Origin of the sequence: Stutzerimonas stutzeri, assembly GCF_019090095.1 — a bacterium.
Taxonomy (GTDB): domain Bacteria; phylum Pseudomonadota; class Gammaproteobacteria; order Pseudomonadales; family Pseudomonadaceae; genus Stutzerimonas; species Stutzerimonas stutzeri_AN.
Genome location: NZ_JAGQFP010000002.1, coordinates 209,524 through 235,980 on the forward strand (window position 1 = coordinate 209,524; position 26,457 = coordinate 235,980).

The window sequence follows — 26,457 nt, forward strand, 5'->3', positions numbered from 1 at the left end:
CTCTAGCGTTAACGTTTGGTTAAGGGGCCCGGCTCTAGCCGGTCCCGAGTGAGCGAAGTGAACGACTTGAACCAATTGTTATGGGTCGACCAGTACTGCCTCGGAAAAGCCGCAAGTACTGCAAGTGTATTGACGCTCCTTGCAGCCGAGATCACCAAAAGTCGGGTGAGGCTTAGTGGATGTGATTTTATAGGTTCTATTATTGCAACTAGGGCAGGACTCTCCTGTGGCGCTAGTTAAAGCCCTTAGTTTTTCTTTAAGCTCAGTGTTCTCGGTTAATAGTCCTGCAACTTTCAATTTAGTGTCCGCCAACTCAAGGCTCAGGTCAGCAAGGATGTTCTTGAACTCAGCATCTTCAATATTTTTACTTATTTCGCGCAGTCGAGATGCAAGGCTTACGGCAGTTGTGATTGCTGAGATTAGATCTGACATGTGTGCTCCTTGCTAAGACCCATAACGTTTGGTTAAGGGGCGGGCTTTAGCCCGTCCCAGTGAGCGAAGCGAACGGTTTGAACCAGTTGTTATGTTGCATTTAGTACCACCGACCTACGGCTGTCCAAGTGAACTCAGTTACACCTGGTACACAAGGGTTACCTTCAGAGTCTGTGAACTTGGCACGCATGCCGCTGCGAGTAGCGATAAAGGCACAATAAACCGCCGGTAAAAAAGCCGGCTCTAGCTCTTGGACTTGAAGTGGTAGATTTTTGAGGAAGTTGAAATACTCTATATTATGTTCTTTTTTGCCCGGTATCAGGTAGTCAATACCCTCAAGAATGTCTTTTTCGGAGAGAAAGAAAAGATAGTTGAGGACAAGGCCCTCAAAAGTCTCTCCATTTTTCAGTGGTACAGTGTAGCGATGGAAAATTTGATTTCGTATTTGGTTTTCCGGGAGCTGGGATATGTTTGATATGCCTAGAGCTGAATTCACGATTGTTTGTTCTGCGTGCTTTAGAACAGCGCAACCCGCCCACTCCTGTTTAAGCTCAAATTTAGCAAGTTCTGGAAATCGTTCACTTAGAAAAATATTTCTTTCTTCATCGTATAGGAAATCACCCTGACTTATTGCTCCTCGCAGTGGTAGCTTACTTTTGAAGCCGAATTCAAGTAGTAGCGATACTGCGCTAACAAAATTATTAACGTTGTAAACATCATCTATTGGGCAGGAAACTAATACGATTGAGTCGAAGAGGAATTGTGAGAATTCAAAATTTTTCCTGCCGGTATTGTCACCTTGTGCTGTAAAAAATGTTGCATTCTTTGCTTCGTCAATAAAAGCGGAATACTGTTGATGTAGTGATTCAATATCTTCACCTTTCAGGCGCGCTGAGAAACCAAGCACGTCTAAAAATGCAATGAGCCTATTTTCTAATTTGACTATCAAAGCGCCTCCTTGCGAATGCAATATAACGTTTGGTTAAGGGGCGGGCTTTAGCCCGTCCCAGTGAGCGCAGCGAACGATTTGAATCAGTTGTTAGACCCCAGCAGCGCCATACATTGTTAGTGCGGCAGATACTACAGGCCAGGGAATGCACTTGCGTACTGCGGCGGCTTTGCTCGCTAGTGATGAAGCGCTTTCAGATGCGCGTACTGCTCCTTGGATTAGCTCAGGACTAACCCTGGCCGCTGAGGCAAGCCACAAGAGCATCTTCGGTTCCATAATATGGTTGTAAACATACCGCGCATCACGATCGGGTTTGCTTACACGCGGATATGTACCTGTACCCGAGTTAGGGTTAAGCCAGCCGAGCCAATGTTCTTTCTGTGTCGAATAGTTGTTGTAGCCTGGCGTCCGATTCGCGACAGGGTCGTCAGACGGTAAATCCCGAATCGACTGAATAAACCATTCAATGCTATCTGGCCTCATCAGTGAACTTTCCTTGTGTGGGTCTAACGATTAAGCTAAGGGGCGGCGGAACGCCGTCCCAGCGAACGAAGTGAGCGATTTCAGCGTCTTGTTAGGCATTTTTAACGCCTAACTCTTGGCGGGCTAGCTCTTTAATTTTTTCTAAGCACTTCTGAATTGCAGCGTATTCCTGCTCGGCGTGCTCAAACGACGAGTCAGAGGTTCGTGCCTCCCCAATTCCCCGCTCCATTTCAATAATTGCTTCATTTACTTTTGGGGAAACGAGGAATAACGCTGAGTCCGCGATTTTCCAGACACTACGTCGTGCCTCTTTGTACTTTTTCCAGTAGTCGGCTGTGTCTTCTTCAGGAATGTCTCGGTGCTCAATAGCGGCGTCAATGTATTCGCTTGGGTACCATTTCATGCGATGAAGCGCCTCAACAAGCTCACTATATGCATGGGATTTCCGCTCCCACCATTTTTCGGCGCGAAATCGGCGCATTGATAAATGTGCTGCTAGAAATGCGCCGATAACTGCAATTGCAGCTTGGGCTATGAACCTCAGGATCTCAATGGTCATTTGAAATGCCTAACGTTTGGTTGAGGAGCCGGCTCTAGCCGGTCCCGAGTGAGCGAAGCGAACGGCTTGAACCATTTGTTAGGTGGTAACGGTGCTGTAACGATTATTGATGGTGTTCTGGAGTTTGATCAGTTCTTTCATTGTTCGCTGATATTCTTTCATCTCTTTGTTTGGGAGGCTTATTTCTCCGTGTTCGTATGCTCGCTTACCGCGGTTCAAAATTTGAAAGCGCTTTGTGCTTAGATACAAGAATCGAACGACGTCGTTGTCGATCACCAGTGGCTTGCGGATGTTGTCTATTTGCCTTTCTTTATACTTTATTTTTTCGTCTGGAACGAACAGTATTGTTTTTATATTGAATGCTGGGTTGCGTGGATTTAGGTCTAGGTGGATTCCGTTAGGCTGCTGCCATATTGAGTGAAACTCAGCTTCTATGAAAACCCCCGGTTTTTCCCAAACAGCCCAGCCAAATATTTGATTCCCTCCGAACTCTTGAACTTTTCTTTTAACTAATTCAAAGCATTCGTTTTCAGCTGCATCGTGCGTTGGAGAGCACTCAACTATCACGGGTGCGCTATGTGGGCTGATGCTTGAGCAAAATTCCATTACATAAGTTTGTTTTGCATCGGCAGTTTTCATACGGCCTCTTTATAGCCTAACTATTATTAGACACCAATTGGTACATAACACCCTGAACGGGCGTGGTGGATAACATTCTCTTCGTCGCGACTTGAACAGCTCTACGCCGGGCAGCACAACGATTTCGACGCCCGTCTGGCTGGTTATGCACCATGGCGCGGCCATACTTGTGGCTTTCGTAGTGGAGCAAACCGGGAAAGGCATTAAGACGGACTGCGAGTACAGGGAAGATGGCGGGGACGCGGTATTCGCTTGCGCCGTAACCTGAGAGCAGTTCGAAGAAAGATTGGGCCATCGCTACCTTTCCTTGGTGTGGGCGGGGTGTCCGTTGTGCTGGCCGCTGGGCTTGAGCCGGAGCGGCGAAGTGCGCGCACAGATCCCGGCGCGCCCTGGCACGTTACCGATGGCGATGTGCCAGGTAAAGGGTCCGGAAGGCTTAATCAGTAGTTTTTGCAGGGTTATCCGATAAAGGGTTTCGCTGAGTTCAACGGCAGGCCCTGAGCCGGTACCGCTGGCCAAGACGACGGCCCTGTTGCTTGCTCCTGACGATTGCGGTGTCGAAGCCGGGCGGCTTAATCGGTGCTGACGATGAGCACCGGCCACCGACCTGCTGCAAGTGAGGTCTGGCGATCATCATCGGCGTGGGCGAAGTCAGCTTGCGCTGGCGGCCGGTTATACAGCTCTGCCAGCGCCAGTGAAGTGAGGTGCTGCCTGTGTCTGCCCGCTGGATACAAAAGGTAACAAACCCTCACGCAGCCACAGCGGCCATCGCAATGGCGCGGCCGGGCGCCTCGTAGGCCGTCTCGGCGTGACGGCCTGCCGCCGGTCCGTGCTTAGTTGGTTGCAGCCGAACGGACGCCGGCTATCGCCGCTCCGCCCTCGCGATGGCTAACGCCTTTGAGCCAGGCGGCGACGGTATCCGGGTTGTCCTTGATCCATTGCTTGGCGACCCGTCGGCGGTTGGTGTTGGGTTCTTGTACCGCCGCCATCAGCCCGCTGACCGACGCGATGGTGAAGGTCATGTTGGTGAACAGGCGGGTGAGGTTCTGGCAGTCTTTGGAGAAGCCGCCGCGGGCGACGGTGTTGACCTGTGCGGCGCCGTTGTTGGGGCCGAAATAGGCGTCGCCACCGGACAGGTAGGCCATGCGCAGGCGCTCGTTCATCGGGTGCGGCTCCCAACCCAGGAAGACCGCGGGTTTGCCGAGGCGCTGGGCGAGCTCGACGTGGTTGAGCATTTCGTTCTCGTTCGATTCCACCAGGGTGAAACCCTTCAGGCCGAAGACGTTGCCGTCGATCATGCTCTGGACCATCTTGTTACCGCCATTGCCACGTTCGAGCCCGTAGATCTTGCCACCCAGCTCTTTCTCGAAACGCTGGATATCGGCGAAATCATGCAGCCCGGCCTGGTAGGCAGGCTCGAGCACGGCCAGGGTGTAGCGCACGACGGGCAGGTTGGTCTGCAGCTTTTCGATCCGGCCCGCATCCAGATGCGGTTGGGCAAGGGCGGCCTGCGCGGGCATCCAGTTGCCGAGGAAGACGTCGATCTTTCCATCGGCCAGGGCTGCGTAGGTTTCCGGCAGCGAGAGCCGCGAGACCTGGCTGCGGTAGCCCAGTTCGCCGAGCAGCAGCCGCGTAACCGCGGTGGTCATGGTGATGTCGGTCCAACCGACGTCAGCCAAGCGCACGACCTCGCATTGCGAAGATTCGGAAGCCTGGAGACTGCCGGCGCAAGCCAGTGTGGACGCGAGCATCCAGGTCATTAGACGTTTCATAAAACCTACCTGTTTCAGTGAAGAGTCTGTTTCTGCCAAGTCCTGCTTCTGGGAATTAACTACCCAGCACGTGGCGAACAGCTACCACCGAGCAAGTAGCGGACCAGTGCCCTGTGAATCAGGTCGCATCTGCAGCATCAGGGCCCAGGCCGTCACGTCGCGAAGGCACGAGGACGAGGGCTAACAGGACGGTGCGCCGATCAATGCCGGCTCGCGGTCTCGGTCCTGGCCTGGTCGCATCTTGGCCGGACGGTCGCCGGCGGGGCGGTTTCGCTTGATTGCGGCGCGTAGTGGCACGCGTCAGCGGGCCTGTGCGCCGAGCATTTCGCGAACCTTGCTGGCGAAGGCTTCGATGGCGAAGGGCTTGGTGATGACGGCCATGTCCTTGCCGAGGAAATCCTTCGCGGTGGCGCTTTCGGCGTAGCCGGTGGCGAATAGCACCTTGAGGCTGGGGCGGTGTTGGCGGGCGACATCGGCCAGTTGCCGGCCGTTCATGCCGGGCAGGCCGACATCGGTGATCAGCAAGTCGATGCGCTGGCCGTCTTCAAGGCTGGGCAGGGCTTCGGTGGCGTCGCCGGCCTCGATGGTTTCGTAGCCGAGGTCGTTGAGCACTTCGACGACAAGGGAGCGGACCACCGGCTCGTCCTCGACCACCAGGATGGTCTCGCCCGCGCCGTTCGGCACCGGTTCGTTTTCCGGCAGCGGCGTGACCGCTTCGCCGTGGTGGACGGGCAGGTAGAGGCAGACGCGGCTGCCGCGGCCCGGCTCGGATTCGATCTGCACGTAGCCCTTGGCCTGTTTGATGAAGCCATAGACCATCGAGAGCCCGAGGCCGGTGCCCTGACCGATGGGTTTGGTGGTGAAGAAGGGCTCGAAGGCACGGGCGATGACCTCCGGCGTCATGCCGGTGCCGGTGTCGGACACGGTGAGCAGGATGTATTCGCCCGCGGTCAGGCCGCGTTTGGCCGGATCCGGTCGGTTACCCATGACGAAGGAGGCCGTCGACACGGTTATATGGCCGCCGTGGGGCATGGCGTCGCGGGCGTTGATGACGAGATTGATCACCGCGCTTTCCAGCTGGTTGGCGTCCATGCAGGCGGGCAGCAGGCCGGCGCTGAGCCGGGTCTCCAGGGTGATGTTCTCGCCGGTGGTGCGGTGCAGCAGATCCTCCAGCGAGGCCACCAGCTGGTTGACGTCGACCGGTTTGAGGTGAAGGGTTTGCCGACGCGAGAACGCCAGCAGCCGCTGGGTCAGCGCCGCGGCACGCTGGGCCGAGGTGACCGCGGCGTTGATGTAGCGATCCACATCCGCCTCGCCGCGGGCATGGCGCCGCTGCATGAGGTCGAGGCTGCCGACGATGCCGGTCAGCAGGTTGTTGAAATCATGGGCGATGCCACCGGTGAGCTGGCCGACAGCTTCCATCTTCTGTGCCTGGCGCAACGCGTCTTCGGCACGGCTGCGCTCGGCGACCTCGGAGGCGACGCGGGCTTCGAGCTCGTCGTTGAGTTGCCGCAGCCGGGTTTCGCTGACGCGCAACGCCTCTTCGGCCAGCTTGCGTGCGGTGATGTCGGTACAGGCGCCGGCCACGTAGGAGAAGCGGCCGTCCGCGCCGCGAAACGTTTGCCCCTTGCAGGACAGCCATCGCAGCGGGCCCGGACGGGCCAGCCGAAACTCGACAGCGTGATCGCCGCCGGCGGCGTAGCGGTGCAAGGCTCGCCGTACGCTGGCCCGGTCGTCGGGGTGAATCCGGTCGATGAAGCGCTCGAAGGTGTCGAGCTTCTGCCCCACGCCAAGGCCGAACAACTGGTCCAGGGCGCTATCGATGTGCAGGCTGCCGTCGTCCGGATACCAGGTGAAGGTGCCCGTGCCCGACGCCAGCAACGCGGCCCGAAAGCGCTCGTCGGCATGCCCCAGCACGGAGGCGTCCTGGTTCAGGACCTGGTCGGTGACGTCCTGGGTCTGGTGGATGATGCACTGGATGGCGCCCTCGGCGTCCAGCACCGGCACGTTGATCGGGCTCCAATAGCGGACTTCGAAGCCGCCGCCCTCCGAGTCAGGCCGTGGAATGTCGTAGCGGGTGGTGGCCATGCGATCCGGTGTGCGCGTGCGCAGCACGCGTTCCAGCGAGGCCCGCAAGATACCCGCCCCAAAGGCGACGGGTTCGTCCGGGCTGTTGCCGAACACCTCGAAAATCGAGCGGCCGATACTGGCCTCGCGCGTGGTATGGGTGGCCCGCAACCGCATGTCGCTGGCCGCCAACATGATGAAATCCGAGTCGGCGGACAGGATCAGGTCGAGGCTCGGTAGCGCTTCGAAAATAGCTTGGTAATCAAGGGCTTGCTTCATCAGATAGGGCGGACCAGGGTGAGAAGGGTGAAGCGCTTATTCCTTACCTCGGCATCGGGCGGCGTGCAGGCGAACCGCATGGTTCAACCCGGCGGTGCCGCGCGCCGGCAATGCGCCATGTCCTATCGGCTGGTGTTCAGGTCAGGCCGAGCCAGTCAGTGCTCGCCGCGGCCTTCCGGCTTCGGCATGGGAATCGAGACGCTGCTTTCGACGCTGCCAGCGGTGGCGTCGCCTTCCTTGTAGAACTCGACCTCGTCACGGGCCTGAGCCCAATGCTCGGCGTCCTGGCCCTCGGGACGGCCCTTGGCTTCCCAGATCTGGTGGGCGCGTTCGCGGATACGTTGCTCGTCGCTCATGGCGTTACCTCCCGTGCAGATGGTCAGGGCCGGCGGGCGTGGCAGCCCACCGGCTCTAGACGGCGACATTCGCCTGTATTCAGCAGAGGTGGCAGGCGCCTGGATGGTTCCAGAATTCGGACGAGCGCCAGCCCTGTCCGTCGGAGGTGCTCGGCGATCGCTTCGGTGACGGGCGGGGATCAGGCGTAGGGTTTGCGCAGGGTCCCGGCGCTGGCGCTGACGACTTGCCACAGAATCGGGCAATAGATGCGCCTATCCAGCGGATTGGCCTCGTGGTGCCCCGGTGGGCGGCGCACCGGACCTCAACCGCTGGTTTGACGAGGCGCTAGCGCGGCTTGCGTTCGGCTTCGCGCAAAGCCAGCTCGCGCTCGATCTTGAGTTCCATGGCGTAGCCCGGCTGTTCGACGCTGTGGTAGTCCTCGGTGTAGCGCCGGGCGAACTCGCCGACGCCCCAGCGCAGGTACTGCTCGACGTGCTTGAGCTCGTGCGCCCAGAGCGCGACGTTGTCGCGGGCATCGGCCTCGTTGCGAAAGACGATGATGTCCACCAGCGTGATGGCGGCGATGTCCGGGTTGCGCAGCAGCGTGTTGGCGGCGGTGAGCACGTTGTCGTCGCCTACCCGGTAGCGGGCCGTCTCGAGTACAGCCAGGTCGTAGTAGGGCTCGAGCTGCGAGCGGATATGCAGCGGCACGGGCAGGCTCGGTTGCAGGGCCAGCTGGTCGCGCGACTGGCGGATCCAGGTTTCCAGCCCGGCGCTAGCCAGCCCCAGCATCCGCTGGTACAGCGATTCGGATGGCTGCACCGAAGGAGCCGGCATGCAGACGCAGCTGCCCAGACAGATCGGCTCCTCGCCGGCCGGGCAGATGCTCTGCGCCGAGGCGACAAGGGGCAGGGCGACGAGCATGCCCAGGCACGCGACGCGCAGATGACGAAGGCGGGAGAGGGCAGACACGGAAGTTCTCAGGACGGCGGCGCGGAGGGGCGGGGACTCGCCGCGCACTATAGCCCGGCCGGTGCGCCAGGCAAACGGACGCCATCTGCCTGCACTCGCATTCGGTCAGGTTGGCGACGGCCGGCGCCAACCGGGTAACGACAACGGGGCGCGTTGAGCCGGTGTACTCACCGCCGCCGCAGAACGGCACGGACGTGCGGCTGACGCCGACTCACGGGGACGTGGCGTCAGCGGCCCAGCCGCTTAGGGCGCGACTTCCAGCATGATCTTGCCGATGTGCTGGCTGCTTTCCATCAGCCGGTGCGCTTCAGCGGCCTCGGCCAGCGGAAAGGTGGCGTTGATCACGGGGTGGCAGCGGCCCTGGTCCAGCAGCGGCCAGACCTTCTCGCGCAGTGCCTGGGCGATGCCAGCCTTTTCCTCGCGGCTGCGCGGGCGCAGGGTCGAGCCGGTGAAGGTGAGGCGTTTGCGCATGATGGCCGAGGTGTCGAGTTCGACACGGCTGCCTTTGAGGAAGGCGATCTGCACCAAGCGACCTTCCACGGCGAGGGACTTGATGTTGCGCGGGATGTAGTCGCCACCGACCATGTCGAGGATGACATTGACGCCGTTGCCTTCGGTGGCCTGCGCCAGCACCTCGACGAAGTCTTCCTCGTGGTAGTTGATGACCCGGTCGGCGCCGGCGCGGCGGCAGGCGTCGGCCTTCTCGTTATTGCCGACGGTGGTGAACACGGTGGCGCCGAATTGTTTGGCCAGCTGGATTGCCGTCAGCCCGATGCCGCTCGAACCGCCATGGACGAGGAAGGTTTCGCCGGATTGCAGGCGGCCGCGCTCGAACACGTTGCTCCACACGGTGAAGTAGGTTTCCGGTAGCGCCGCGGCTTCCAGCAGCGACAGCCCGGCGGGGACCGGCAGGCAGTGTTCGGCCGGGGCCACGCAGTATTCGGCATAGCCGCCGCCGGGGGTCAGGGCGCAGACCTGGTCGCCCAGTTTCCAGCCGTCCACCTCGGCGCCGAGGGCGACGATCTCGCCGGAGACTTCCAGGCCTAGCAGGGGCGAAGCGTCCGGCGGCGGCGGGTAGCTGCCGGAGCGCTGGAACACGTCCGGCCGGTTGATGCCGGCATAGGCCACCCGCACCAGCACGTCGCGCGGGCCCGGCTCGGGGACCGGCCCGTCGGCCAGTCGCAGGCAATCGGCGGCGCCGCCCGGTCGGTGCTCAACATGACGCATGGTTTGCTCACTCATGGGTAGTCATTCCTTTCAAAGACCTGTTGGCCGCATCCGTTTATCGGACGCGCTCGTGGTGACACGGTAGTGCGCCGCAGCCACCACGCCAACCCCAGGCGAGGTCTGGGCGCGGCAGCCAGGCGCCGTTCGGCCGCTAGAGCACCGGCGAAGCCGCACTCACCACACGCAAGGCCAAGCCCTCATAGGGATCGAGGTTGAAGGTCATCTCGCCGTTCTCGGTCAGGTCGCCTTCGACGCTCTCGTGGATGATGTCTACCACCGGACCGGGCGCGATGCCGGGCAGGGTGAGCGTCTCGCTGATGGTCTCGGCGCTGAAGTTCAGCGCGGTGATCTGCACGCCCTTGCCAGCCGGCAGTTCATGGACCATGACCAGCAGCCCCGGGGACTGCACATCGGGGATCATGATCTGCTTGCTGGCGGCGATGTCGTAGGCACGGCGCACGCTGAGGATGCGCTTGAGCTGGCAGGCGAAGGAGCCGCCGCTCTGCAGCTGCTCGACCAGGCTGCCGTACAGCGAGCGCGCCTTGGGCAGGCCTTCGCTGGACGTTTCGGCGTCTGGCGCCAGATCGGCCAGGTCGTAAGCGCCCCGGTGCAGCCAACGGGTATCGCCGTCGCCCATCAGGTGCTCGACCTGCTCGGCCTCCAGCGGCAGGGCGCCGACCAGGTCCCAACCGGAGAGGGCGAAGACGCCGGGCTGCATGGCGTTGAACATCACCAGCAGGATATGCAGCCGCTGGATCTGCTCGATGTCCGCCGGGCCGATGGCGTTCAGATCACGGATACCCAGCGCCGCGGTGATGACGCTGACCGTGGTGCAGGACACGCCGTTGGTGACGAACTTGAGGTTGTAGGGCGCATGCTCGCCGGTCAGCCGCTCGTACATTTCCTCGCGAATGTGCTCGCGCAGGATGCCGCCGGACAGCGTCTGGCCGTGGTAGTGGTAATGGTCGTAGGCATGCAGCGTCCAGAAATGCACCAGCTCGAGGGTCAGCTCGTCGTGGTTCTGCATGGCATGGATCAGCGAGGCCGGGTCGATGCCGAAGGCGTGCACCTCGCGCAGCATCAGCCTGAGGAATTCGGTGTCGCCGGTGAGCAGGGCGTGGTGGTAGGCCGGCCGGGTGATGAAGTCGTAGGAAAGATCAGCGCCCCCGTGAGACATCGCGGCGATGTCGTCGATGGTCAGGTTCAGCTCCTGGAAGCTGAAGCCGCCAGCCTTGCGAATGGTGCTGGCGATCAACTGATTACCGGTGACCGACAGCGGATGCCCCTCGGACCAGGCGGTGCCCTCGGCACGCCGCTCGACCCCGAGGAAGCCGTTGGCATCCAGGCGCAGCACGCGCGCGCCGGAGACATCGATGGCATGCAGGGCATCGCCAATGATCAATTGCTGGGCGGCAAAGGTCGGGTCCAGCCAGTTCAGTGAAGGCTGGCCTTCCTTGAAGTAGTGCAGATAGACCCAGCGCCGACGCTTGCCGTCGACGCCGGTGATGACGCCGGTGGCGCTCCAGTCGGTGTCCTTGATGCCGGGCTCGAAGAAGATCACCCGTTGCAGCTGGCCGACGATGTAGTGCTTGTCCTTGAGCTGATCGACCACGATCGGCGACAGGTTGACCGAGTCGCGACCCTTGGGCACGTCGGGCAACAGCGGCCAGTCTTCTTCGTTGATCTCCACCATGTGGTAGAGGCCGGGATAATCGCCGTAGGCCATTTCTGCGAGGCGGAAATCCGCCCCCTTGCCGGTGTGCGCCGGGACGATGTCGTCGATGACGACCGCATTGTGCGCGGCCGCCATGCGGCTGAGCTGCAGCATTTCGGCCTCGGTACCGAGGTTGGGGTCGATGTCGAAGCTGATGCGGTCGAAGTTGCCGTCGATGGTCGGCGTGAACTCGCGCCCGCGCAGCCCGCCGGAGCGTTTCATCGGGCCGTTGTGAATGCCTTGCACGCCCAGCTCGGAGAGCGCGCTCCAGAGCCGGTCGTCACCCAGCGCCTGGAGCACCGAACCGCCTTCGGGCGTGATGATGGCCGCTGGGTAGGCGGTGAACCACACCGAGGCGATGGCACTGGCATCGCGTGGCCGTGCCTGGGCGTAAGGACGCTGCCAGAGCCGCGCCTGGCCCGCATAGAGCCGGGCCCGCTGGCGGGCGGCGTTTAGCATGGACTGGTTTTCCAGCCACTCGATGTAGGTGTTGTCTGGCGTGCTCATAACGACGTTCGAATCCCGTTGCGCTGAGGGAGAATGTAGTCGTTTGAGTCAGCTGTACCGGCATCGTTGCATCGAGGCGCGTATCGAGGCGCGCATCAGCGGCGGCCACCCGGTTCGTCGGCCGCAGGAAGGGGATCGAAGGCACGGCGCCGTGCGGGCTGCACACGGCGCCGCAAAGGGTCTGGCTCAGCGAGCGCCGGCGATCACCGTCGTCGCGCCGCCGGCTTGAGCGGCCAGGCGCCGCTCAGCCATCTTCTGCTGCTTGTACGCCAGGGCGGCGGGCGCGACCGGCGTCACCTTGCCGGTTTCCATCCACTTCTTCAGGCGGCTCGCGTCCGCCATGTGCGTGTACTTGCCGAAGGCGTCGAGCACCACGAACGCGACCGGGCGCTTGTTCATCACCGTGCGCATCACCAGGCAGTGACCGGCGGCGTTGGTGAAGCCGGTCTTGGTCACCTGGATGTTCCAGTCAGGCTTGCGCACCAGCGCGTTGGTGTTGCGAAAGCCCAGGGTGTAGTTGGGCTTGTGGAAGGCAACGGTCTTCTCGTGGGTGGTGCTGAACTGCTCGATCAGCGGGTAGGCCTGGCTGGCCTTGAGCAGCTTGACCAGATCGCTGGCGCTGGAAACGTTCTGCACCGAAAGGCCGGTGGGTTCGACGTAACGGGTGTCGGTCATGCCCAGTGCCTTGGCCTTGGCGTTCATCGCCTGGATGAAGGCCGAATAGCCGCCCGGGTAGTGATGGGCCAGGCTCGCCGCAGCGCGGTTTTCCGACGACATCAGTGCCAGCAGAAGCATCTCGCGACGGCTGATTTCGCTGCCGAGGCGGACCCGCGAATACACGCCCTGCATCTCCCGCGCGTCACGAATGGTGACCGGCAATTGCTCGTCGAGCGGCAGCTTGGCATCGAGCGCGACCATCGCGGTCATCAGCTTGGTCACCGACGCGATCGGCACCACCAGGTCAGGGTTGCTCGAATACAGCACTTCGTTGGTCTTCAGATCGATCAGCAGGGCGCTGCCGGACGCCAGCTCCTGTTTCGCGGAGGGCGCCGGAGCAGCGGTGACGGCGGGAGACAGGACGACGCTGCCGCAGGCGAGCAGGAGACCGAGGATCGTTTGACGAATTTTCAAGATAAACACCGATGAATTGGCAGTGAAAAAAAGACGCGCCGAAGCCGACGGACGCGGCGCGCATTATTAGGTAAACCCAGGCCGAAGATAAGGCCCCGCGCCGCTTATTTCGCGGCGCGACGCACCGGCTTGGCGGCTCGGGTCGTTCGGCGCGTCCGGCAGGGACCACAGCGGCCGGCCGAACGCTCGCGAGTCCGTCGCCGCCTGAGTGTAGAAGAACATCCGCCGCCTCGCCGGCCCGCAGCCCTTGCGAGCGCTGCCATCGGCACTTGTCTGGCTATCGGCGGCAGCGCCGCGCAGGCTCAATCGGCCCGACGGACGGGAACCCTCGGCGCCCGTTGTGGGTCCGCTGCCTACCAGACCGTTGCCGTACGGCTGCACCTTCAGCCGTTCACGGGGTCCAAAAACTGCACACTCAGAGGGGAGAACCAGCCATGTCCCGCTTCAGCCGCAAACCCACTACACGCGACGAGATCGAACGCGAGATCCACAACCTGATGACGGCGCTCGACGACCTCAAGCACGACGCCGCGCAAGGATCCCGGCACCGCCTCGATTCGCTGCGCTCGCGCGCGGAATCGCTGTGGCACGACGCCGACTGGGATTCGCACTGCCGCGACCTGTCCAGGCGCAGTCGAGATGCCAGCCGCATGGCCAAGGAATGCGTGCGTGAGCATCCGCTGAGCACCGTGGCGCTGGCCGCCGGCGCGGTAGCGCTGATCGGCTATCTGGTCAGCCGTCGCTGACGCCATGCTCAACGCCGAGACACCCCGCCTCAAGTTCGCCCTGTACGGCGCGCACTCCAGCCTGGGCAACGCCCTGCTCTGCGAGTTGTTGAGCCGCCAGCACGAGGCGGTCGCCCTGGTCGACGATCTCAACTCGATGACCGTCCGCCCGGGGCTGCGGGCCAAGACCGGCGACCTGTTCGACGCGATCAGCGTGTCGCAGAGCGTTGCCGGCATGGACGCGGTGATCTGCCTGTTCGACAGCCGCTCGGTGCCCACCGCCTCGGGCGAGGCGGCAGACACCCAGCCACATGATTTCTATCAGGCGGTCGACGCCTTGCTGTCCGGGTTACCGAAGGTCGACGTCGAGCGCCTGCTGCTGGTGGCCGACTTCAGTGCTCATGGCGCGGAACCGCAGGTGGCGGCAGCGCTGCAGCGGATCGCCGAGCATCCACTGAAGTGGACGCTGGTGGATGCCGAAACCGACGGCGAAGACCTGTCGATCGAGGACTTCGCCAATCTCGAAGGCTTGCAGGAAGACGACCGTCGCGTGCAGCTCCGGCGCGTCGCCGCCGGCATGGTCGACGAGCTGGAAACGCCGCAACATCTGCACCAGCAGATCCATTTCCGCCTCTGAGCGATCCTCAGCCGGCCAGCTGGCGGCGCAGGTGCGCCAGCACCGGCGCCGAGTCCGGTCGCACCCCACGCCAGAGTTCGAAAGCCGCCGCTGCCTGCTCGACCAGCATGCCCAGGCCGTCGCGGGTCTGCGCGCCAAGGTTTGCCGCCCACTGGCAGAACGGCGTCGGCGCCGCGCCGTACATCATGTCGTAGCAAAAGGTCGCGCCCGAGCCGATCAGGCTGTCGGCGAGGGGCGGCAATTCACCGCCGAGGCTGGCCGAGGTGCCATTGATGATCACGTCGAACGTGCCTTCTAGCTGCTCGAAGGCGCTGGCCTGCACCGGCCCCAGCTCGGCGAACTCGCCGGCCAACTGCTCGGCTCGGGCGACCGTGCGGTTGGCGATGACCAGCGCCGAAGGCTGCTGCGCGAGCAGGGGTTCGAGCACGCCACGCACCGCACCGCCGGCACCCAGCAACAGGATGCGCTTGCCCTGCAGCGCCACACCGGCGTTATCCAGCAGATCGCGCACCAGACCGATTCCGTCGGTGTTGTCGCCCAGCAGCCTGCCGTCTTCAAGCTTCTTCAGGGTGTTGACCGCACCGGCGCGGCGCGCACGTTCGGTCAGCTGATCCGCCAGGCGATAGGCTTGCTCCTTGAACGGCACGGTGACATTGGCACCCAGCCCCTGGGCGAAGAACTCACGGGCGAAACCGGGAAAATCGTCCAGCGGGGCCAGCAACGGCTCGTAGCCAAGCGTCTGGTCGGTCTGCTCGGCGAACAGCCGGTGGATCTGCGGCGACTTGCTGTGAGCGATGGGGTTGCCGAATACGGCGTAGCGATCCATGGATGTCCTCGTCTGAAGCGGAGCTTGTCGTGGCCCGGGTTATGGCTGCTCGGCCAGCCAGTCGCGGTCCTGCAGAAAGTATTCGGTCAACCGCGCCTCCGCTGTGCCGGGCTCCGGATGCTTGTCGTAGCCCCAGCGCACCAGCGGCGGCAGCGACATGAGGATGGACTCGGTGCGCCCGCCCGATTGCAGGCCGAACAGCGTGCCGCGGTCGTAGACCAGGTTGTATTCCACGTAACGGCCGCGACGCAGTTCCTGAAACGCCCGCTCGCGCTCGCCGAACGGCAGGGCCTTGCGCTTCTGCACGATGGGCAGATAGGCCTCGATATAGGCGTCGCCGACGGCACGCATGAAGGCGAAGCTGGTATCGAAATCCCACTCGTTGAGGTCATCGAAGAACAGCCCGCCGACGCCGCGCGGTTCGTTGCGGTGCTTGATGTGGAAGTAGCGGTCGCACCACGCCTTGTAGCGCGGGTAGACGTCCGCGCCGAAGGGCGCACAGGCGTCGCGGGCCACGCGGTGCCAGTGGATGCAGTCTTCCTCGTTGCCGTAATAGGGCGTCAGGTCGAACCCGCCGCCGAACCACCACACCGGCTCTTCGCCTTCCTTTTCGGCGATGAAGAACCGCACGTTCGCGTGCGAGGTGGGCACATAGGGGTTTTCCGGGTGGATCACCAGCGACACGCCGAGCGCCTCGAAGCCGCGCCCGGCCAGCTCCGGACGGTGCGCGCTGGCCGAAGGGGGCAGACCGCTGCCATGGACATGCGAGAAGTTCACGCCACCTTTTTCGATCAGCGCGCCGTTCTCGATCACTCGGGTGCGGCCACCGCCACCAGCAGGGCGGGTCCAGGCGTCTTCGACGAAGCGGGCGCCGCCGTCTTCGGCTTCAAGGGCGGCGCAGATACGGTCCTGCAGCTCGAGCAGGTAGGCTTTGACGGCTTCGGTACGCTCGTTCACGAAATCACCTTGGCAAATAACCGCACGGGCCCGGCAGCCTTGGCTGGCCTGGCCGCGTTTCAGCAAAAGGGTCGGCAAGCATATCACCCAGCCGATTGACGGACGCGCCCGGGAAGCGTTGGATAGGCTCCTTTGCATTTGCCCAGGAGTCGATATGTCGCAGCGCATCCAGTTCAGCCAGCACGGCGGTCCCGAGGTTCTCGAACAGGTGGATGTGCCTGTCACGGCGCCGGGGGCCGGTGAGGTTCGCGTACGTAACCACGCCATCGGCCTGAATTTCATCGATACCTATTTCCGTGGCGGGCTCTATGTACCGCCGAGCCTGCCGTCCGGCCTGGGCACCGAAGGGGCGGGCGAAGTCGAGGCGGTCGGCGAGGGCGTCACCGGTTTGCAGGTCGGCGATCGCGTCGCCTATGGCACCGGCCCGTTAGGCGCCTATGGCCAGCACCACACCTTGCCGGCGCGGCATCTGGTGAAGCTGCCGGACGCCATCAGCTACGAGCAGGCCGCCGCAGTCATGCTCAAGGGCCTGACCACACAGTATCTGCTGCGTCAGACCCACGCCCTGCAGGCCGGCGAAACCGTGCTGTTCCATGCCGCGGCCGGCGGCGTCGGCTCGATCGCCTGCCAATGGGCCAAGGCCATCGGCGCCAAGCTGATCGGTGTCGTCGGCTCGCCGGAAAAAGCCGAGCGGGCCAAAGCACTGGGGGCCTGGGCCACCATCGACCGTACCCGCGAAGACGTTGTCCAGCGCGTGCTGGAGCTCACCGATGGCAAGAAATGCCCGGTGGTGTATGACTCGGTGGGCAAGAGCAGCTGGGAGATTTCGCTCGATTGCGTCGCCCCGCGCGGCCTGCTGGTCAGCTTCGGCAACGCCTCAGGGGCGGTCACCGGAGTGAACCTCGGAGTCCTGGCGCAGAAGGGCTCGCTGTATGTCACCCGGCCGACCCTTGCCGGCTACGCCGATACCGCCGAACGCCTGCAAGCGATGGCGACCGAACTGTTCGAGATGATTGCCAGTGGCAAGGTCAAGGTCGAGATCGACCAGCGCTACGCCCTCGCCGACGCCGCCGAGGCGCAACGCGCGCTGGCAGCGGGCCAGACCACGGGGTCGACGATTCTGCTTCCCTGAGCGGGGCCCGGCCGTCCTGCCAGCGATCAGGACGGCCGAATGACTTCGCCGTTGCGCAGATCGCGGATGGTGCTGGGGTTGCGCCGGCCACCCAGGCGGCCGTTGAGCACGGCGTCGAGCTGGCCGGGGAAATACTGCTCGACACGCAAACGCGAGCGCGCCGAAGGGCGGCCGGCCGGGTTCGCCGAGGTGGAGACCAGCGGCCCGGTCAGCGCACACAGCCGGGCAACCAAGGGGTGATCGGTGACACGCAGGGCCACGCTGTCGTGCTTGCCTGTTATCCAGTCCGGTAACCGCTGACGGTGCGGTACCAGCCAGGTGTTGGGCCCCGGCCAGGTGCCTGCCAGACGATCCAGCCAGCGTTCGGGCAGGTCTTCCAGCAAGAATTCGAACTGTTCGATGCAGTCGGCCACCAGGATCAGGCCCTTTTCCACCGGTCGCTCCTTCAGCGCCAGCAAGCGGTGCACCGCATCGCTGTCCCAGGGATCGCACCCCAACCCCCAAACCGCTTCGGTCGGATAGGCGATGACGCCACCCTTCCTGACCACCTGCGCCGTCCGCTGCACCCGCCAGTTACCGACCATTCGCACCCCCCGTTTAGACTGAGGCGCAGTGTACCCGCGCATGCTGCTGCACAGCCACGCTCAAGCGGTCCGCGCGACCCAGAGACCATTTTCACAAGCCACCAGCCCTTCGATTTCCAGCTCGGTCAGTTCCGCCAGGACCTGCGCCAGCGGCTGCGTCACCGCCGCGGCGAGGCTCTCGCTGGACATCGACCCGGCAATGAGCTGGGCCAGCAGCGGATGTGCTGGCCGCTTTGGTTGAGGCTCGCCGACTGCGGTCGTTTGCTGCCAGCCCTGGAGGGCCTGCAGGATATCGTCAACGCCCTCGACCAGCGCTGCGCCTTGGCGGATCAGCTGATGGCAACCGCGGGCGCCGGGGTGATGAATCGAACCGGGGATGGCGTAGACCTCGCGGCCTTGTTCGGCGGCGAGCCGGGCGGTAATCAGCGAACCACTCGAGGGGCTGGCCTCGACCACCAGCACGCCGAGCGATAGCCCGCTGATGATGCGGTTGCGCCGCGGAAAGTTGGAGGCGTGCGGCGCACAGTCCAGGGGGAGTTCGGAGACCAGCGCACCGCCACCCTCGACGATGCGTCCGGCCAGGCCGACATGCCGACGCGGGTAGAGCTGCTGCAGACCGGTCCCCAGCACCGCGATCGTTCGTCCGTCTACGTCCAGCGCGCCCTGGTGCGCGGCACCGTCGATGCCGAGCGCCAGGCCGCTGGTGATGACGAAGCCGCCCTTGGCGAGGCTGCGGGCGAACGCGGTGGCGTTGTCCAAGCCCGGGCGTGAGGCGCGACGGCTGCCTACCATGGCCAGCTGGGGGCGCTCGAGCAGGCTCGGATCGCCCTCGACGAACAGCAGCGGCGGAGCATCCGGCAGCTCGGCCAACAGAGCGGGGTAGTCGGGGCTGTCCCAAACCACCACATGATGGTCTGGCTGCTCCAGCCAGCGCAGCGCCAGGGCCGCGCGCTCACGTATCGCCGGGCTGCGTCGGGGTTCGGCACAGCTGCCCGGCAGGCCCAGTGCACGCCAGGCGGCGGCCGGTGCACTGAGCGCGGAAGCAGCGTCGGGGAAGGCACTGAGCAGTTTATGCAGTCGCCGCGGGCCGAGGTCCGGCAGTAGATGCAGGCGCAGGCGCGCTTCCAGTTCGGCAGGGGATATAGCAGGCATGGGTGAGCATTCCTTGTCTCGTCGCACCGCATCCATGCGGTGGTGTCGGCTGTAAAAAAAAGCCCCGCATTCAGGCTGCGTGAAAACGTAGCGAGCGAAGGTTAAGCAAGGCAAAAACAGGCGAGGAAGCGGAGTTTACGAGCTGTAAATGAGCATTCCGAGCCTGTTTTTAACGCGGCATAACCGAGCGCAGTAGTTTTCACACAGTCTGATCAGCGGGGCTCGGGAATCAAGGATTACGAACCTTATCCATCACCGACAGCGAGCGCGTCGCCTGCAGGACCAGGCCATAGCTGAGCTTGTCGTAGGTACGGAAGACCATCAGCAACCCGGACCGCTCATCGGGGATCTTGACCCGTTCACCCGTCACCCGATCGCGTACGGTTTCGCCGGTTTTGTACACCGCCAGCACGTTGCCGATGCTGAGCCCGTCACGCGCGCCCTTGTTCAGGGTGACCACATCGAACTGGCCGATCTGGGTCACGCCCCGCGGGACGTCGAGAATCACGCCGTTGACTTCGCCTTTCGGCTCGCTGGGCATGAAGGTGGAATTCACCGCCCGCTCTTCGCTGGGGAACATGCGATCGCCAAGACGGACTTCCTGGGTGACCCGGGTGAGCATCATGGTGGCGATGTCGCCCTCCATGTCCAGCAGCTCGGCAGTGCCCACGTCGTCGGCATTAATGCCGAGGAACTCCTGGGTGTCGGGGTCCAGATAGGTCTTGCCCTGACGGAAGATGCCGTAAACCTTGATGTTGTCCTGGAACTCACCGCGACCGTAGACGCGATCGCCCGCACCACTGATGACGCGCTCGGCGTTGCCCGCGACGATGTACGGGGCGGCCTGGAATTCAGCGGCGTCGTCGACGATACGGTTGCTCAACAGGAAGCTGTTGATGGCTTCCAGCGGGATGGTGCTGATCGCCTCGGCCATGGGCGTGGTGCGAACGGTCGGCGAGAGTTTGATGGTGCCGCGCGACGCGCCGCGGTTGAGCATGATGCGCGGCTGGCCGTCGATGTAGACCAGACTCAGGCTGTCGCCGGGATAGATCAGGTGCGGGTTTTCCACCTGCGGATTGGCGTGCCACAGCTCCGGCCATTTCCAGGGTTCCTTGAGAAAGCGCCCGGAAATGTCCCAGAGCGTGTCACCTTTCACCACGGTGTATTGCTCGGGATGGCCATCCTTGAGCGCTACAGCGGCGTGCGCCAGGCCGCTGGCCGCGACCAGCAGCAGGGCGAGTAGTGATTTCCTCATGTGGTGAATCCCTTTATGATGTGCCTTCACGTAAAGCGCCCTAGCGCCGCAGAAACCCTTGTGGAAAGCGGCGTTAAGCCGTTTACAAGCTGCCCGGCATCTTAGCAGCGGCTTTTGACTTTATTCCATAAGTGCATCACAAACGCATATGGCAATCCTGAACATCCTAGAATTTCCCGATCCACGCCTGCGCACCATCGCCAAGCCGGTGGACGTGGTCGACGACGGCATTCGTCAGCTGATCGACGACATGTTCGAGACCATGTACGACGCCCCGGGCATCGGCCTGGCCGCGACGCAGGTCAATGTGCACAAGCGCGTGGTGGTCATGGACCTGTCCGAGGACAGGTCCGAGCCGCGGGTCTTCATCAATCCCGAGTTCGAGTTTCTGACCGACGAGATGGAGCAGTACCAGGAAGGATGCCTGTCGGTGCCGGGCTTCTACGAGAACGTGGATCGACCGCAGAAGGTCAAGGTCAAGGCGCTGGACCGCGACGGCCAGCCCTACGAGCTGATCGCCGAAGGCCTGCTCGCGGTGTGCATCCAGCACGAATGCGATCACCTCAACGGCAAACTGTTCGTCGACTACCTCTCCAACCTCAAGCGCGACCGGATCAAGAAGAAGCTCGAAAAGCTTCACCGTCAGCAGGCTTGATCACCGACCCAAAGGCTTGCAGCGCAGGCTGTTTGAAAACGTAGCGAGCGAAGGTCAGGCAAGGCAAAAACAGACGAAAAAGCGCAGTTTACGCGTTGTAAATGAGCATTTTGAGGCTGTTTTTAACGCAGCATGACCGAGCGCAGTAGTTTTCATGCAGCTTGCAGCAAGCCTTTTTCATTGATGAGTCCCCTATGCGCATCGTTTTTGCCGGTACCCCGGAATTCGCCGCCCAGCATCTGCAGGCCCTGCTCGACGCCGGTCGTCAGGTGGTGGCGGTCTATACCCAGCCGGATCGGCCGGCCGGGCGCGGGCAGAAGCTGATGCCCAGCCCTGTCAAGCAGCTCGCCCTGCAGCACGGGATTCCCGTCTATCAACCGCAGACCTTGCGCGACCCCGCGGCCCAGAGCGAACTGGCCGAGCTGAACGCGGACCTGATGGTGGTCGTAGCCTACGGATTAATTCTGCCGCAAGCCGTGCTCGATCTGCCGCGCCTGGGCTGCATCAACAGTCACGCCTCGCTGCTGCCGCGCTGGCGAGGCGCCGCGCCGATCCAGCGCGCGGTCGAAGCCGGCGACAGCGAATCCGGTGTAACCGTGATGCAGATGGAAGCGGGACTGGATACCGGACCGATGCTGCTCAAGGTCAGCACACCGATCACGACTGAGGACACCGGCGGCAGCCTGCATGACCGGCTGGCCGTCCTAGGTGCGGATGCGGTGGTGAAGGCGGTCGCCGCGCTCGAAGCCGGCACACTCAGCGGCGAGGTGCAGGACGACAGCCAGGCTACCTACGCACACAAGCTGAACAAGGACGAGGCGCGCCTCGACTGGAGCCGTCCGGCGGCGGAGCTGGAGCGTCTGGTACGGGCGTTTCATCCCTGGCCGATCTGCCATAGCCGGCTGGATGAGGCCGCCGTGAAGATTCACGCGGCTCGCCAGATTCCAGGGCAGGGTGCCCCCGGCCAGATCCTCGACGCCAGCAAGGATGGGCTGCAGGTCGCGTGCGGCGAAGGTTCGCTGCTGCTCACCCGGCTGCAACTGCCGAACGGCAAGCCGCTGAACTTCGGCGAGCTGTACAACAGCCGACGCGAGCAGTTCGCGCCGGACAAGGTGTTCGAATAATGTCGATGAACCCGCGCCTCGCCGCGGCGCGTGCACTCAGCACGGTGCTGTCCGGCAAGGCCTCGCTGAACAGCAGCCTGCCCGAGGTACTGGGCAAGGTCGAGGCACGCGATCGCGGGCTGACCCAGGAACTGGCGTTCGGTGCAGCTCGCTGGCAACCGCGCCTCGTCGGCCTTGCCGAGCGCCTGCTGCAAAAGCCGTTCAAGGCGGCCGACCGCGACGTCGAAGCGTTGCTGCTGGTCGGCCTCTATCAGCTGTTCTACACCCGTATTCCGCCGCATGCGGCCATCGGAGAAACCGTCGGCTGCGTGGAAAAGCTGAGAAAGCCCTGGGCCAAGGGACTGCTCAACGCCGTGCTGCGCAACGCCCAGCGTGACGGTGAAGCCTTGTTCGCCGAGCTGGAGCGCGACCCGGTGATCCGCTTCGCCCATCCCCGCTGGCTACAGAAATCGCTGAAGGCGCACTGGCCCGAACATTGGCAGGCCATCTGCACCGCGAACAACCTCCACCCGCCGATGATGCTGCGGGTCAACCGCCGTCAGGTGACGCGCGACGCCTACCTTGGCGAGCTGCAGAGCGCCGGCCTCGAAGCCTTTCCTTGCGACCATAGCGACGACGGCATTCGCCTGGCCGAGGCCTGCGACGTCAACCAGCTGCCCGGCTTTGCCGAGGGCCGGGTCAGCGTGCAGGACGAAGCCGCGCAGCTCGCGGCCGGCCTGCTCGACCTGGCACCCGGCCAGCGGGTGCTGGACGCCTGCTGCGCGCCCGGCGGCAAGACCTGCCACATCCTCGAACGCGAGCCGGCACTGGCGGAGGTGGTCGCGCTGGACCTGGAGCCTAAGCGGCTGCAGCGCGTTCAGGAAAACCTCGAGCGCCTACAGTTGCAAGCCAAACTGGTCGCAGCCGATGCGCGCGCGACCGACGTTTGGTGGGACGGCCAGCCGTTCCAGCGCGTTCTGCTCGACGCACCCTGCTCGGCGACGGGCGTGATTCGTCGTCACCCGGACATCAAGCTGGCCCGTCAGGCCGATGACATCGCGCCGCTGGCGACACTGCAAGGCGAGATGCTCGACGCGCTCTGGCCGACGCTGGCGGTCGGCGGCGTGCTGCTCTACGCCACCTGTTCGGTACTGCCGACCGAGAACCGCGAGGTGATCGAAGCCTTCCTGGCGCGCATGCCGGGCGCGCGCGAACTGGCGCTACCGAGCGGATTCGGTATCGAGCAGTCTCACGGTCGCCAGCTGTTGCCGCAGGAAGACGGGCACGACGGTTTCTATTACGCCAAGCTGATGAAGGTTTCAGCCCAACCCAGCGGGCAGAAACCCAGATGAGCCCAGCCCTAACATGGTTGCCACAGCCAGCAGCCGCCTTTCAGGAGTGATCACGTGAAGATCATCATTCTCGGTGCAGGGCAGGTCGGCGGCACGCTTGCCGAAAACCTTGCCAGCGAAGCCAACGACATCACCGTGGTCGATACCGATGTCGATCGCCTGCGTGACCTGGGCGACCGCCTGGACATCCGCACCGTGGTCGGCCGCGGCTCGTTCCCGACGGTACTGCGCCAGGCGGGCGCGGACGATGCCGACATGCTGGTGGCGGTGACCAACAGCGACGAAACCAACATGGTCGCCTGCCAGGTCGCCTACACGCTGTTCCATACGCCGACGAAGATCGCCCGGGTGCGCGAATCGGTGTACCTGACCCGCTCCGGCCTGTTCAGCAACGAAGCGATCCCGGTCGACGTGTTGATCAGCCCCGAGCAGGTGGTGACCAACTACATCAAGCGGCTGATCGAGCATCCCGGTTCGCTGCAGGTGATCGACTTCGCCGAGGGCAAGGCACAGCTGGTCGCCGTGCGCGCCTATTACGGCGGCCCACTGGTAGGCCAGGAGCTGCGCCAGCTGCGCAAGCACATGCCCAATGTCGATACCCGTGTGGCCGCGATCTTCCGCCGTAATCAGGCGATCCTGCCGCAGGGCGACACGGTGATCGAGGCCGACGACGAGGTGTTCTTCATCGCCGCGCGAGGGCACATTCGCGCCGTGATGAGCGAGATGCGCCGGCTCGACGACAGCTACCGGCGCATCGTCATCGCCGGTGGCGGGCATATCGGCGAGCGCCTCGCCGAAGCCATCGAAAGCCGCTATCAGGTGAAGATCATCGAGTCGAACCCGGCCCGCTGCCGCCACCTCTCCGACACCCTGGACAGCACCATCATCCTGCAGGGCAGCGCGTCCGACCGCGACCTGCTGGTGGAGGAGAACATCAACGACGCCGACGTGTTCCTCGCCCTGACCAACGACGACGAAGCCAACATCATGTCGTCGCTGCTGGCCAAGCGCCTCGGCGCGCGCAAGGTGATGTGCATCATCAACAACCCGGCCTATGTGGACCTGGTCCAGGGCGGCGAGATCGACATCGCCATCAGCCCGCAGCTGGCCACCATCGGCACCTTGCTGACCCACGTGCGCCGCGGCGACATCGTCAGTGCACATTCGCTGCGCCGGGGCGCGGCCGAGGCCATCGAAGTGATCGCCCACGGCGACCCGCGCTCGAGCAAGGTGGTCGGACGCGCCATCGGCAAGATCGCCCTGCCGCCAGGCACCACCATCGGCGCGGTGATCCGCGACGAAGAGGTGCTGATCGCCCACGACAACACGGTCATTGCGTCGGGCGATCACGTCATCCTGTTCCTCGTCGACAAAAAGCACATCCGCGATGTGGAACGCCTGTTCCAGGCTGGGTTGACCTTCTTCTAAAGGGCAACGGGGTGCCTCACAGCACCTCGGCCGCCACCGCGTCCACCGCGCTTCTGGCGATCTCGATCACCTGGTCCGCTTCCGCCTGGGTCAAAACCAGTGGCGGGGCGAAGCCGAGGATGTCGCCGTGCGGCATGGCGCGGGCAATCATGCCGCGCTCCAGGCACGCGGCCGAGACACGCGGGCCAACCTTCAGCGCCGCATCGAAGGGCGTACGCGCCTTGCGGTCGGCCATGAACTCGAGCGCGGCGAGCATGCCGATCCCACGCACCTCGCCGACCAGCGGGTGGTGTTCGAAGGCCTGGCGCAGCTGCGCGTTGAGATAGGCGCCCACTTCGGCAGCATTGCCGGAGATGTTCTCCCGCTCCAGGATGTCCAGATTGGCCAACGCCGCCGCGGCACAGATCGGGTGCCCCGAATAGGTCCAGCCGTGGCCCATGGCACCGTCGCGTGCCGAGGCTTCGTCAATCACATTCCAGACCTTTTCCCCCACGATCACCGCAGATAGCGGCGCATAGGCACTGGTGAGCCCTTTCGCGGTGGTGATGAGGTCCGGACGCATGCCGAACAGCTGGCTGCCCATCGGCGTGCCCAGACGACCGAAGGCGCAAACCACCTCGTCGGCGATCAGAAGGATGTCGTATTTCGCCAGCACCGCCTGGATCGCCTCCCAGTAGCCCTTGGGCGGAACGATGATGCCGCCGGTGCCCATCACCGGTTCGCCGATGAACGCGGCCACGGTGTCCGGCCCTTCGCGCTGGATCAGCTGCTCCACGTCGTCAGCGCAATGGCGCACGAATGCGGCCTCGTCCATGCCGGCCGGCGCCTTGTAGAAGTGCGGGCAGGCGGCGTGCTTGATGTCCGGCTGCGGCAGGTCGAAATGCTGGTGGAAGCTGGCCAGGCCGGTCAGGCTGCCGGTCATGATGCCCGAGCCGTGATAGCCGCGCTGGCGGGAGATGATCTTTTTCTTCTGCGGGCGGCCGAGCACGTTGTTGTAGTAGCGCACCAGCTTGATCTGGGTCTCGTTGGCATCCGAGCCGGAAAGCCCGTAATAGACCTTCTTCATGCCCTCCGGCGCCCAGTCGATGATGCGCCGCGACAGTTCGATGATGGCCTCGGTCGAGTGGCCGACATAGGTGTGGTAGTAGGCCAGCTCCTTGGCCTGCTGATAGATGGCCTCGGCCACCTCCGTGCGACCATAGCCGATGTTCACGCAGTACAGCCCGGCGAAGGCATCGATCAGCTCGCGGCCTTCGTGATCACGGATACGGATGCCCGAAGCGCCAGTGACGATGCGCCCCTTGAGCGCCCCGCTGGCATGGTCGTGGGCATGGGTGGAAGGGTGCATGAAGTGGGCACGGTCCTGGGCGAAGAGGGCATCGTAGTCATGGCTCATGGGCGTCTCCTTTTGCGGTGTTGGATGGGGCTCGGATTCCGCTTCCCTCATCCTGACCCGCCCTTAAGGGCGGTAATGGCTCGGTTTGCCTGACGGGCTGTTTTCGGTCCGCCAGTTGGTTGTTGGCTCTTCGGCTAGTGGCCAAGTTCTGTGGGAGGCGGCCCCGCGGCGAATGGCGCCAACTCGGT

General features: G+C 63.3%; 24 protein-coding genes. 7 read left to right on the forward strand and 17 right to left on the reverse strand.

The genetic code is table 11. From position 1 onward, the window contains the following. Window positions 1-78 precede the first annotated feature (78 nt). The 11 genes from KVO92_RS10695 to pbpG all read right to left on the reverse strand — a co-directional run bounded on the left by KVO92_RS10695 (window position 79) and on the right by pbpG (window position 13,067). A complete protein-coding gene (locus tag KVO92_RS10695; protein WP_217475636.1) occupies window positions 79-432 on the reverse strand; it encodes a hypothetical protein in 354 nt (117 codons plus the stop codon). 100 nt (window positions 433-532) lie between these two features. Continuing rightward, complete coding sequence (locus tag KVO92_RS10700) at window positions 533-1,381, reverse strand: hypothetical protein (RefSeq protein WP_217475637.1); 849 nt, start codon at window positions 1,379-1,381, stop codon at window positions 533-535. 574 nt (window positions 1,382-1,955) lie between these two features. Continuing rightward, a complete protein-coding gene (locus KVO92_RS10705; protein WP_217475638.1) occupies window positions 1,956-2,423 on the reverse strand; it encodes a hypothetical protein in 468 nt (155 codons plus the stop codon). 78 nt (window positions 2,424-2,501) lie between these two features. Then, window positions 2,502-3,062 carry a hypothetical protein gene (locus KVO92_RS10710; protein ID WP_217475639.1) on the reverse strand — a complete coding sequence of 187 codons (561 nt, stop codon included), beginning with the start codon at window positions 3,060-3,062 and terminating at the stop codon, window positions 2,502-2,504. 833 nt (window positions 3,063-3,895) lie between these two features. After that, window positions 3,896-4,834, reverse strand: coding sequence for an ABC transporter substrate-binding protein (locus KVO92_RS10715; protein ID WP_217475640.1), 939 nt, complete (start codon window positions 4,832-4,834; stop codon window positions 3,896-3,898). Between the two features lie 300 nt (window positions 4,835-5,134). Then, entirely contained in the window at window positions 5,135-7,180 is a 2,046-nt protein-coding gene (locus KVO92_RS10720; RefSeq protein ID WP_217475641.1) for a hybrid sensor histidine kinase/response regulator, read from the reverse strand. A 155-nt stretch (window positions 7,181-7,335) separates the two neighbouring features. After that, entirely contained in the window at window positions 7,336-7,536 is a 201-nt protein-coding gene (locus tag KVO92_RS10725) for a DUF2934 domain-containing protein (RefSeq protein ID WP_217475642.1), read from the reverse strand. A gap of 325 nt (window positions 7,537-7,861) precedes the next feature. Next, on the reverse strand, window positions 7,862-8,440 hold the full coding sequence (locus tag KVO92_RS10730) for a DUF4157 domain-containing protein (protein WP_217477229.1): 579 nt from the start codon (window positions 8,438-8,440) through the stop codon (window positions 7,862-7,864). Window positions 8,441-8,731: 291 nt separating this feature from the next. Beyond that, window positions 8,732-9,730, reverse strand: coding sequence for an NAD(P)H-quinone oxidoreductase (locus tag KVO92_RS10735; RefSeq protein ID WP_217475643.1), 999 nt, complete (start codon window positions 9,728-9,730; stop codon window positions 8,732-8,734). Between the two features lie 136 nt (window positions 9,731-9,866). After that, complete coding sequence (treS, locus tag KVO92_RS10740; RefSeq protein WP_217475644.1) at window positions 9,867-11,936, reverse strand: maltose alpha-D-glucosyltransferase; 2,070 nt, start codon at window positions 11,934-11,936, stop codon at window positions 9,867-9,869. 186 nt (window positions 11,937-12,122) lie between these two features. Next, entirely contained in the window at window positions 12,123-13,067 is a 945-nt protein-coding gene (gene pbpG / locus KVO92_RS10745) for a D-alanyl-D-alanine endopeptidase (RefSeq protein WP_217475645.1), read from the reverse strand. 434 nt (window positions 13,068-13,501) lie between these two features. On the opposite strand from pbpG, the gene KVO92_RS10750 reads away from it, so the two are divergent. Next, complete coding sequence (locus tag KVO92_RS10750; protein ID WP_217475646.1) at window positions 13,502-13,813, forward strand: glycine zipper domain-containing protein; 312 nt, start codon at window positions 13,502-13,504, stop codon at window positions 13,811-13,813. A 4-nt stretch (window positions 13,814-13,817) separates the two neighbouring features. Next, the gene (locus KVO92_RS10755) at window positions 13,818-14,429 is read left to right on the forward strand and encodes an NAD(P)-dependent oxidoreductase (protein ID WP_217475647.1); all 612 of its coding nucleotides are present in this window, start codon (window positions 13,818-13,820) and stop codon (window positions 14,427-14,429) included. A gap of 7 nt (window positions 14,430-14,436) precedes the next feature. On the opposite strand, the gene aroE is transcribed toward KVO92_RS10755, so the two are convergent. Next, window positions 14,437-15,255, reverse strand: coding sequence for a shikimate dehydrogenase (aroE, locus tag KVO92_RS10760; RefSeq protein WP_217475648.1), 819 nt, complete (start codon window positions 15,253-15,255; stop codon window positions 14,437-14,439). 39 nt (window positions 15,256-15,294) lie between these two features. Beyond that, window positions 15,295-16,212, reverse strand: coding sequence for an oxygen-dependent coproporphyrinogen oxidase (gene hemF / locus KVO92_RS10765; RefSeq protein ID WP_217475649.1), 918 nt, complete (start codon window positions 16,210-16,212; stop codon window positions 15,295-15,297). Window positions 16,213-16,366: 154 nt separating this feature from the next. On the opposite strand from hemF, the gene KVO92_RS10770 reads away from it, so the two are divergent. Next, on the forward strand, window positions 16,367-17,344 hold the full coding sequence (locus KVO92_RS10770; protein WP_217475650.1) for an NADPH:quinone reductase: 978 nt from the start codon (window positions 16,367-16,369) through the stop codon (window positions 17,342-17,344). Window positions 17,345-17,370: 26 nt separating this feature from the next. Here KVO92_RS10770 and KVO92_RS10775 read toward each other — a convergent pair whose 3' ends face one another. From KVO92_RS10775 to KVO92_RS10785, 3 genes are all read right to left on the reverse strand, one after another. Then, the gene (locus tag KVO92_RS10775; RefSeq protein WP_217475651.1) at window positions 17,371-17,928 is read right to left on the reverse strand and encodes an L-threonylcarbamoyladenylate synthase; all 558 of its coding nucleotides are present in this window, start codon (window positions 17,926-17,928) and stop codon (window positions 17,371-17,373) included. Window positions 17,929-17,988: 60 nt separating this feature from the next. Then, a complete protein-coding gene (dprA, locus tag KVO92_RS10780; RefSeq protein ID WP_217475652.1) occupies window positions 17,989-19,080 on the reverse strand; it encodes a DNA-processing protein DprA in 1,092 nt (363 codons plus the stop codon). A 229-nt stretch (window positions 19,081-19,309) separates the two neighbouring features. Then, window positions 19,310-20,335 carry a LysM peptidoglycan-binding domain-containing protein gene (locus KVO92_RS10785; protein ID WP_217475653.1) on the reverse strand — a complete coding sequence of 342 codons (1,026 nt, stop codon included), beginning with the start codon at window positions 20,333-20,335 and terminating at the stop codon, window positions 19,310-19,312. Between the two features lie 148 nt (window positions 20,336-20,483). Here KVO92_RS10785 and def point away from each other — a divergent pair, with 148 nt between their 5' ends. The 4 genes from def (at window position 20,484) to trkA (ending at window position 24,873) form a co-directional block, all read left to right on the forward strand. Continuing rightward, window positions 20,484-20,990: a peptide deformylase gene (gene def, locus KVO92_RS10790; RefSeq protein WP_217475654.1), complete on the forward strand. Its 507-nt coding sequence runs from the start codon at window positions 20,484-20,486 to the stop codon at window positions 20,988-20,990. Between the two features lie 194 nt (window positions 20,991-21,184). Beyond that, complete coding sequence (fmt, locus tag KVO92_RS10795; protein ID WP_217475655.1) at window positions 21,185-22,114, forward strand: methionyl-tRNA formyltransferase; 930 nt, start codon at window positions 21,185-21,187, stop codon at window positions 22,112-22,114. A gap of 5 nt (window positions 22,115-22,119) precedes the next feature. After that, window positions 22,120-23,445, forward strand: a complete 1,326-nt coding sequence (gene rsmB / locus KVO92_RS10800; protein ID WP_217477230.1) for a 16S rRNA (cytosine(967)-C(5))-methyltransferase RsmB — start codon at window positions 22,120-22,122, stop codon at window positions 23,443-23,445. A gap of 54 nt (window positions 23,446-23,499) precedes the next feature. Then, window positions 23,500-24,873, forward strand: a complete 1,374-nt coding sequence (trkA, locus tag KVO92_RS10805; RefSeq protein ID WP_021206251.1) for a Trk system potassium transporter TrkA — start codon at window positions 23,500-23,502, stop codon at window positions 24,871-24,873. 16 nt (window positions 24,874-24,889) lie between these two features. Here trkA and KVO92_RS10810 read toward each other — a convergent pair whose 3' ends face one another. Then, window positions 24,890-26,269, reverse strand: a complete 1,380-nt coding sequence (locus tag KVO92_RS10810; protein WP_217475656.1) for an aspartate aminotransferase family protein — start codon at window positions 26,267-26,269, stop codon at window positions 24,890-24,892. Between the last annotated feature and the right edge of the window lie 188 nt (window positions 26,270-26,457).

Excerpts from the sequence above, each read along its gene's own strand:
- KVO92_RS10735 (WP_217475643.1), bottom strand. The coding sequence starts at position 9,730 with ATGAGTGAGCAAACCATGCGTCATGTTGAGCACCGACCGGGCGGCGCC.
- aroE (WP_217475648.1), bottom strand. The coding sequence starts at position 15,255 with ATGGATCGCTACGCCGTATTCGGCAACCCCATCGCTCACAGCAAGTCG.
- KVO92_RS10755 (WP_217475647.1), top strand. The coding sequence starts at position 13,818 with ATGCTCAACGCCGAGACACCCCGCCTCAAGTTCGCCCTGTACGGCGCG.
- KVO92_RS10710 (WP_217475639.1), bottom strand. The coding sequence starts at position 3,062 with ATGAAAACTGCCGATGCAAAACAAACTTATGTAATGGAATTTTGCTCA.
- dprA (WP_217475652.1), bottom strand. The coding sequence starts at position 19,080 with ATGCCTGCTATATCCCCTGCCGAACTGGAAGCGCGCCTGCGCCTGCAT.
- KVO92_RS10705 (WP_217475638.1), bottom strand. The coding sequence starts at position 2,423 with ATGACCATTGAGATCCTGAGGTTCATAGCCCAAGCTGCAATTGCAGTT.
- KVO92_RS10730 (WP_217477229.1), bottom strand. The coding sequence starts at position 8,440 with ATGCTCGTCGCCCTGCCCCTTGTCGCCTCGGCGCAGAGCATCTGCCCG.
- KVO92_RS10770 (WP_217475650.1), top strand. The coding sequence starts at position 16,367 with ATGTCGCAGCGCATCCAGTTCAGCCAGCACGGCGGTCCCGAGGTTCTC.
- KVO92_RS10720 (WP_217475641.1), bottom strand. The coding sequence starts at position 7,180 with ATGAAGCAAGCCCTTGATTACCAAGCTATTTTCGAAGCGCTACCGAGC.
- KVO92_RS10785 (WP_217475653.1), bottom strand. The coding sequence starts at position 20,335 with ATGAGGAAATCACTACTCGCCCTGCTGCTGGTCGCGGCCAGCGGCCTG.
- KVO92_RS10695 (WP_217475636.1), bottom strand. The coding sequence starts at position 432 with ATGTCAGATCTAATCTCAGCAATCACAACTGCCGTAAGCCTTGCATCT.
- KVO92_RS10750 (WP_217475646.1), top strand. The coding sequence starts at position 13,502 with ATGTCCCGCTTCAGCCGCAAACCCACTACACGCGACGAGATCGAACGC.
- KVO92_RS10715 (WP_217475640.1), bottom strand. The coding sequence starts at position 4,834 with ATGAAACGTCTAATGACCTGGATGCTCGCGTCCACACTGGCTTGCGCC.
- KVO92_RS10810 (WP_217475656.1), bottom strand. The coding sequence starts at position 26,269 with ATGAGCCATGACTACGATGCCCTCTTCGCCCAGGACCGTGCCCACTTC.
- fmt (WP_217475655.1), top strand. The coding sequence starts at position 21,185 with ATGCGCATCGTTTTTGCCGGTACCCCGGAATTCGCCGCCCAGCATCTG.
- def (WP_217475654.1), top strand. The coding sequence starts at position 20,484 with ATGGCAATCCTGAACATCCTAGAATTTCCCGATCCACGCCTGCGCACC.
- KVO92_RS10725 (WP_217475642.1), bottom strand. The coding sequence starts at position 7,536 with ATGAGCGACGAGCAACGTATCCGCGAACGCGCCCACCAGATCTGGGAA.
- KVO92_RS10775 (WP_217475651.1), bottom strand. The coding sequence starts at position 17,928 with ATGGTCGGTAACTGGCGGGTGCAGCGGACGGCGCAGGTGGTCAGGAAG.
- rsmB (WP_217477230.1), top strand. The coding sequence starts at position 22,120 with ATGAACCCGCGCCTCGCCGCGGCGCGTGCACTCAGCACGGTGCTGTCC.
- treS (WP_217475644.1), bottom strand. The coding sequence starts at position 11,936 with ATGAGCACGCCAGACAACACCTACATCGAGTGGCTGGAAAACCAGTCC.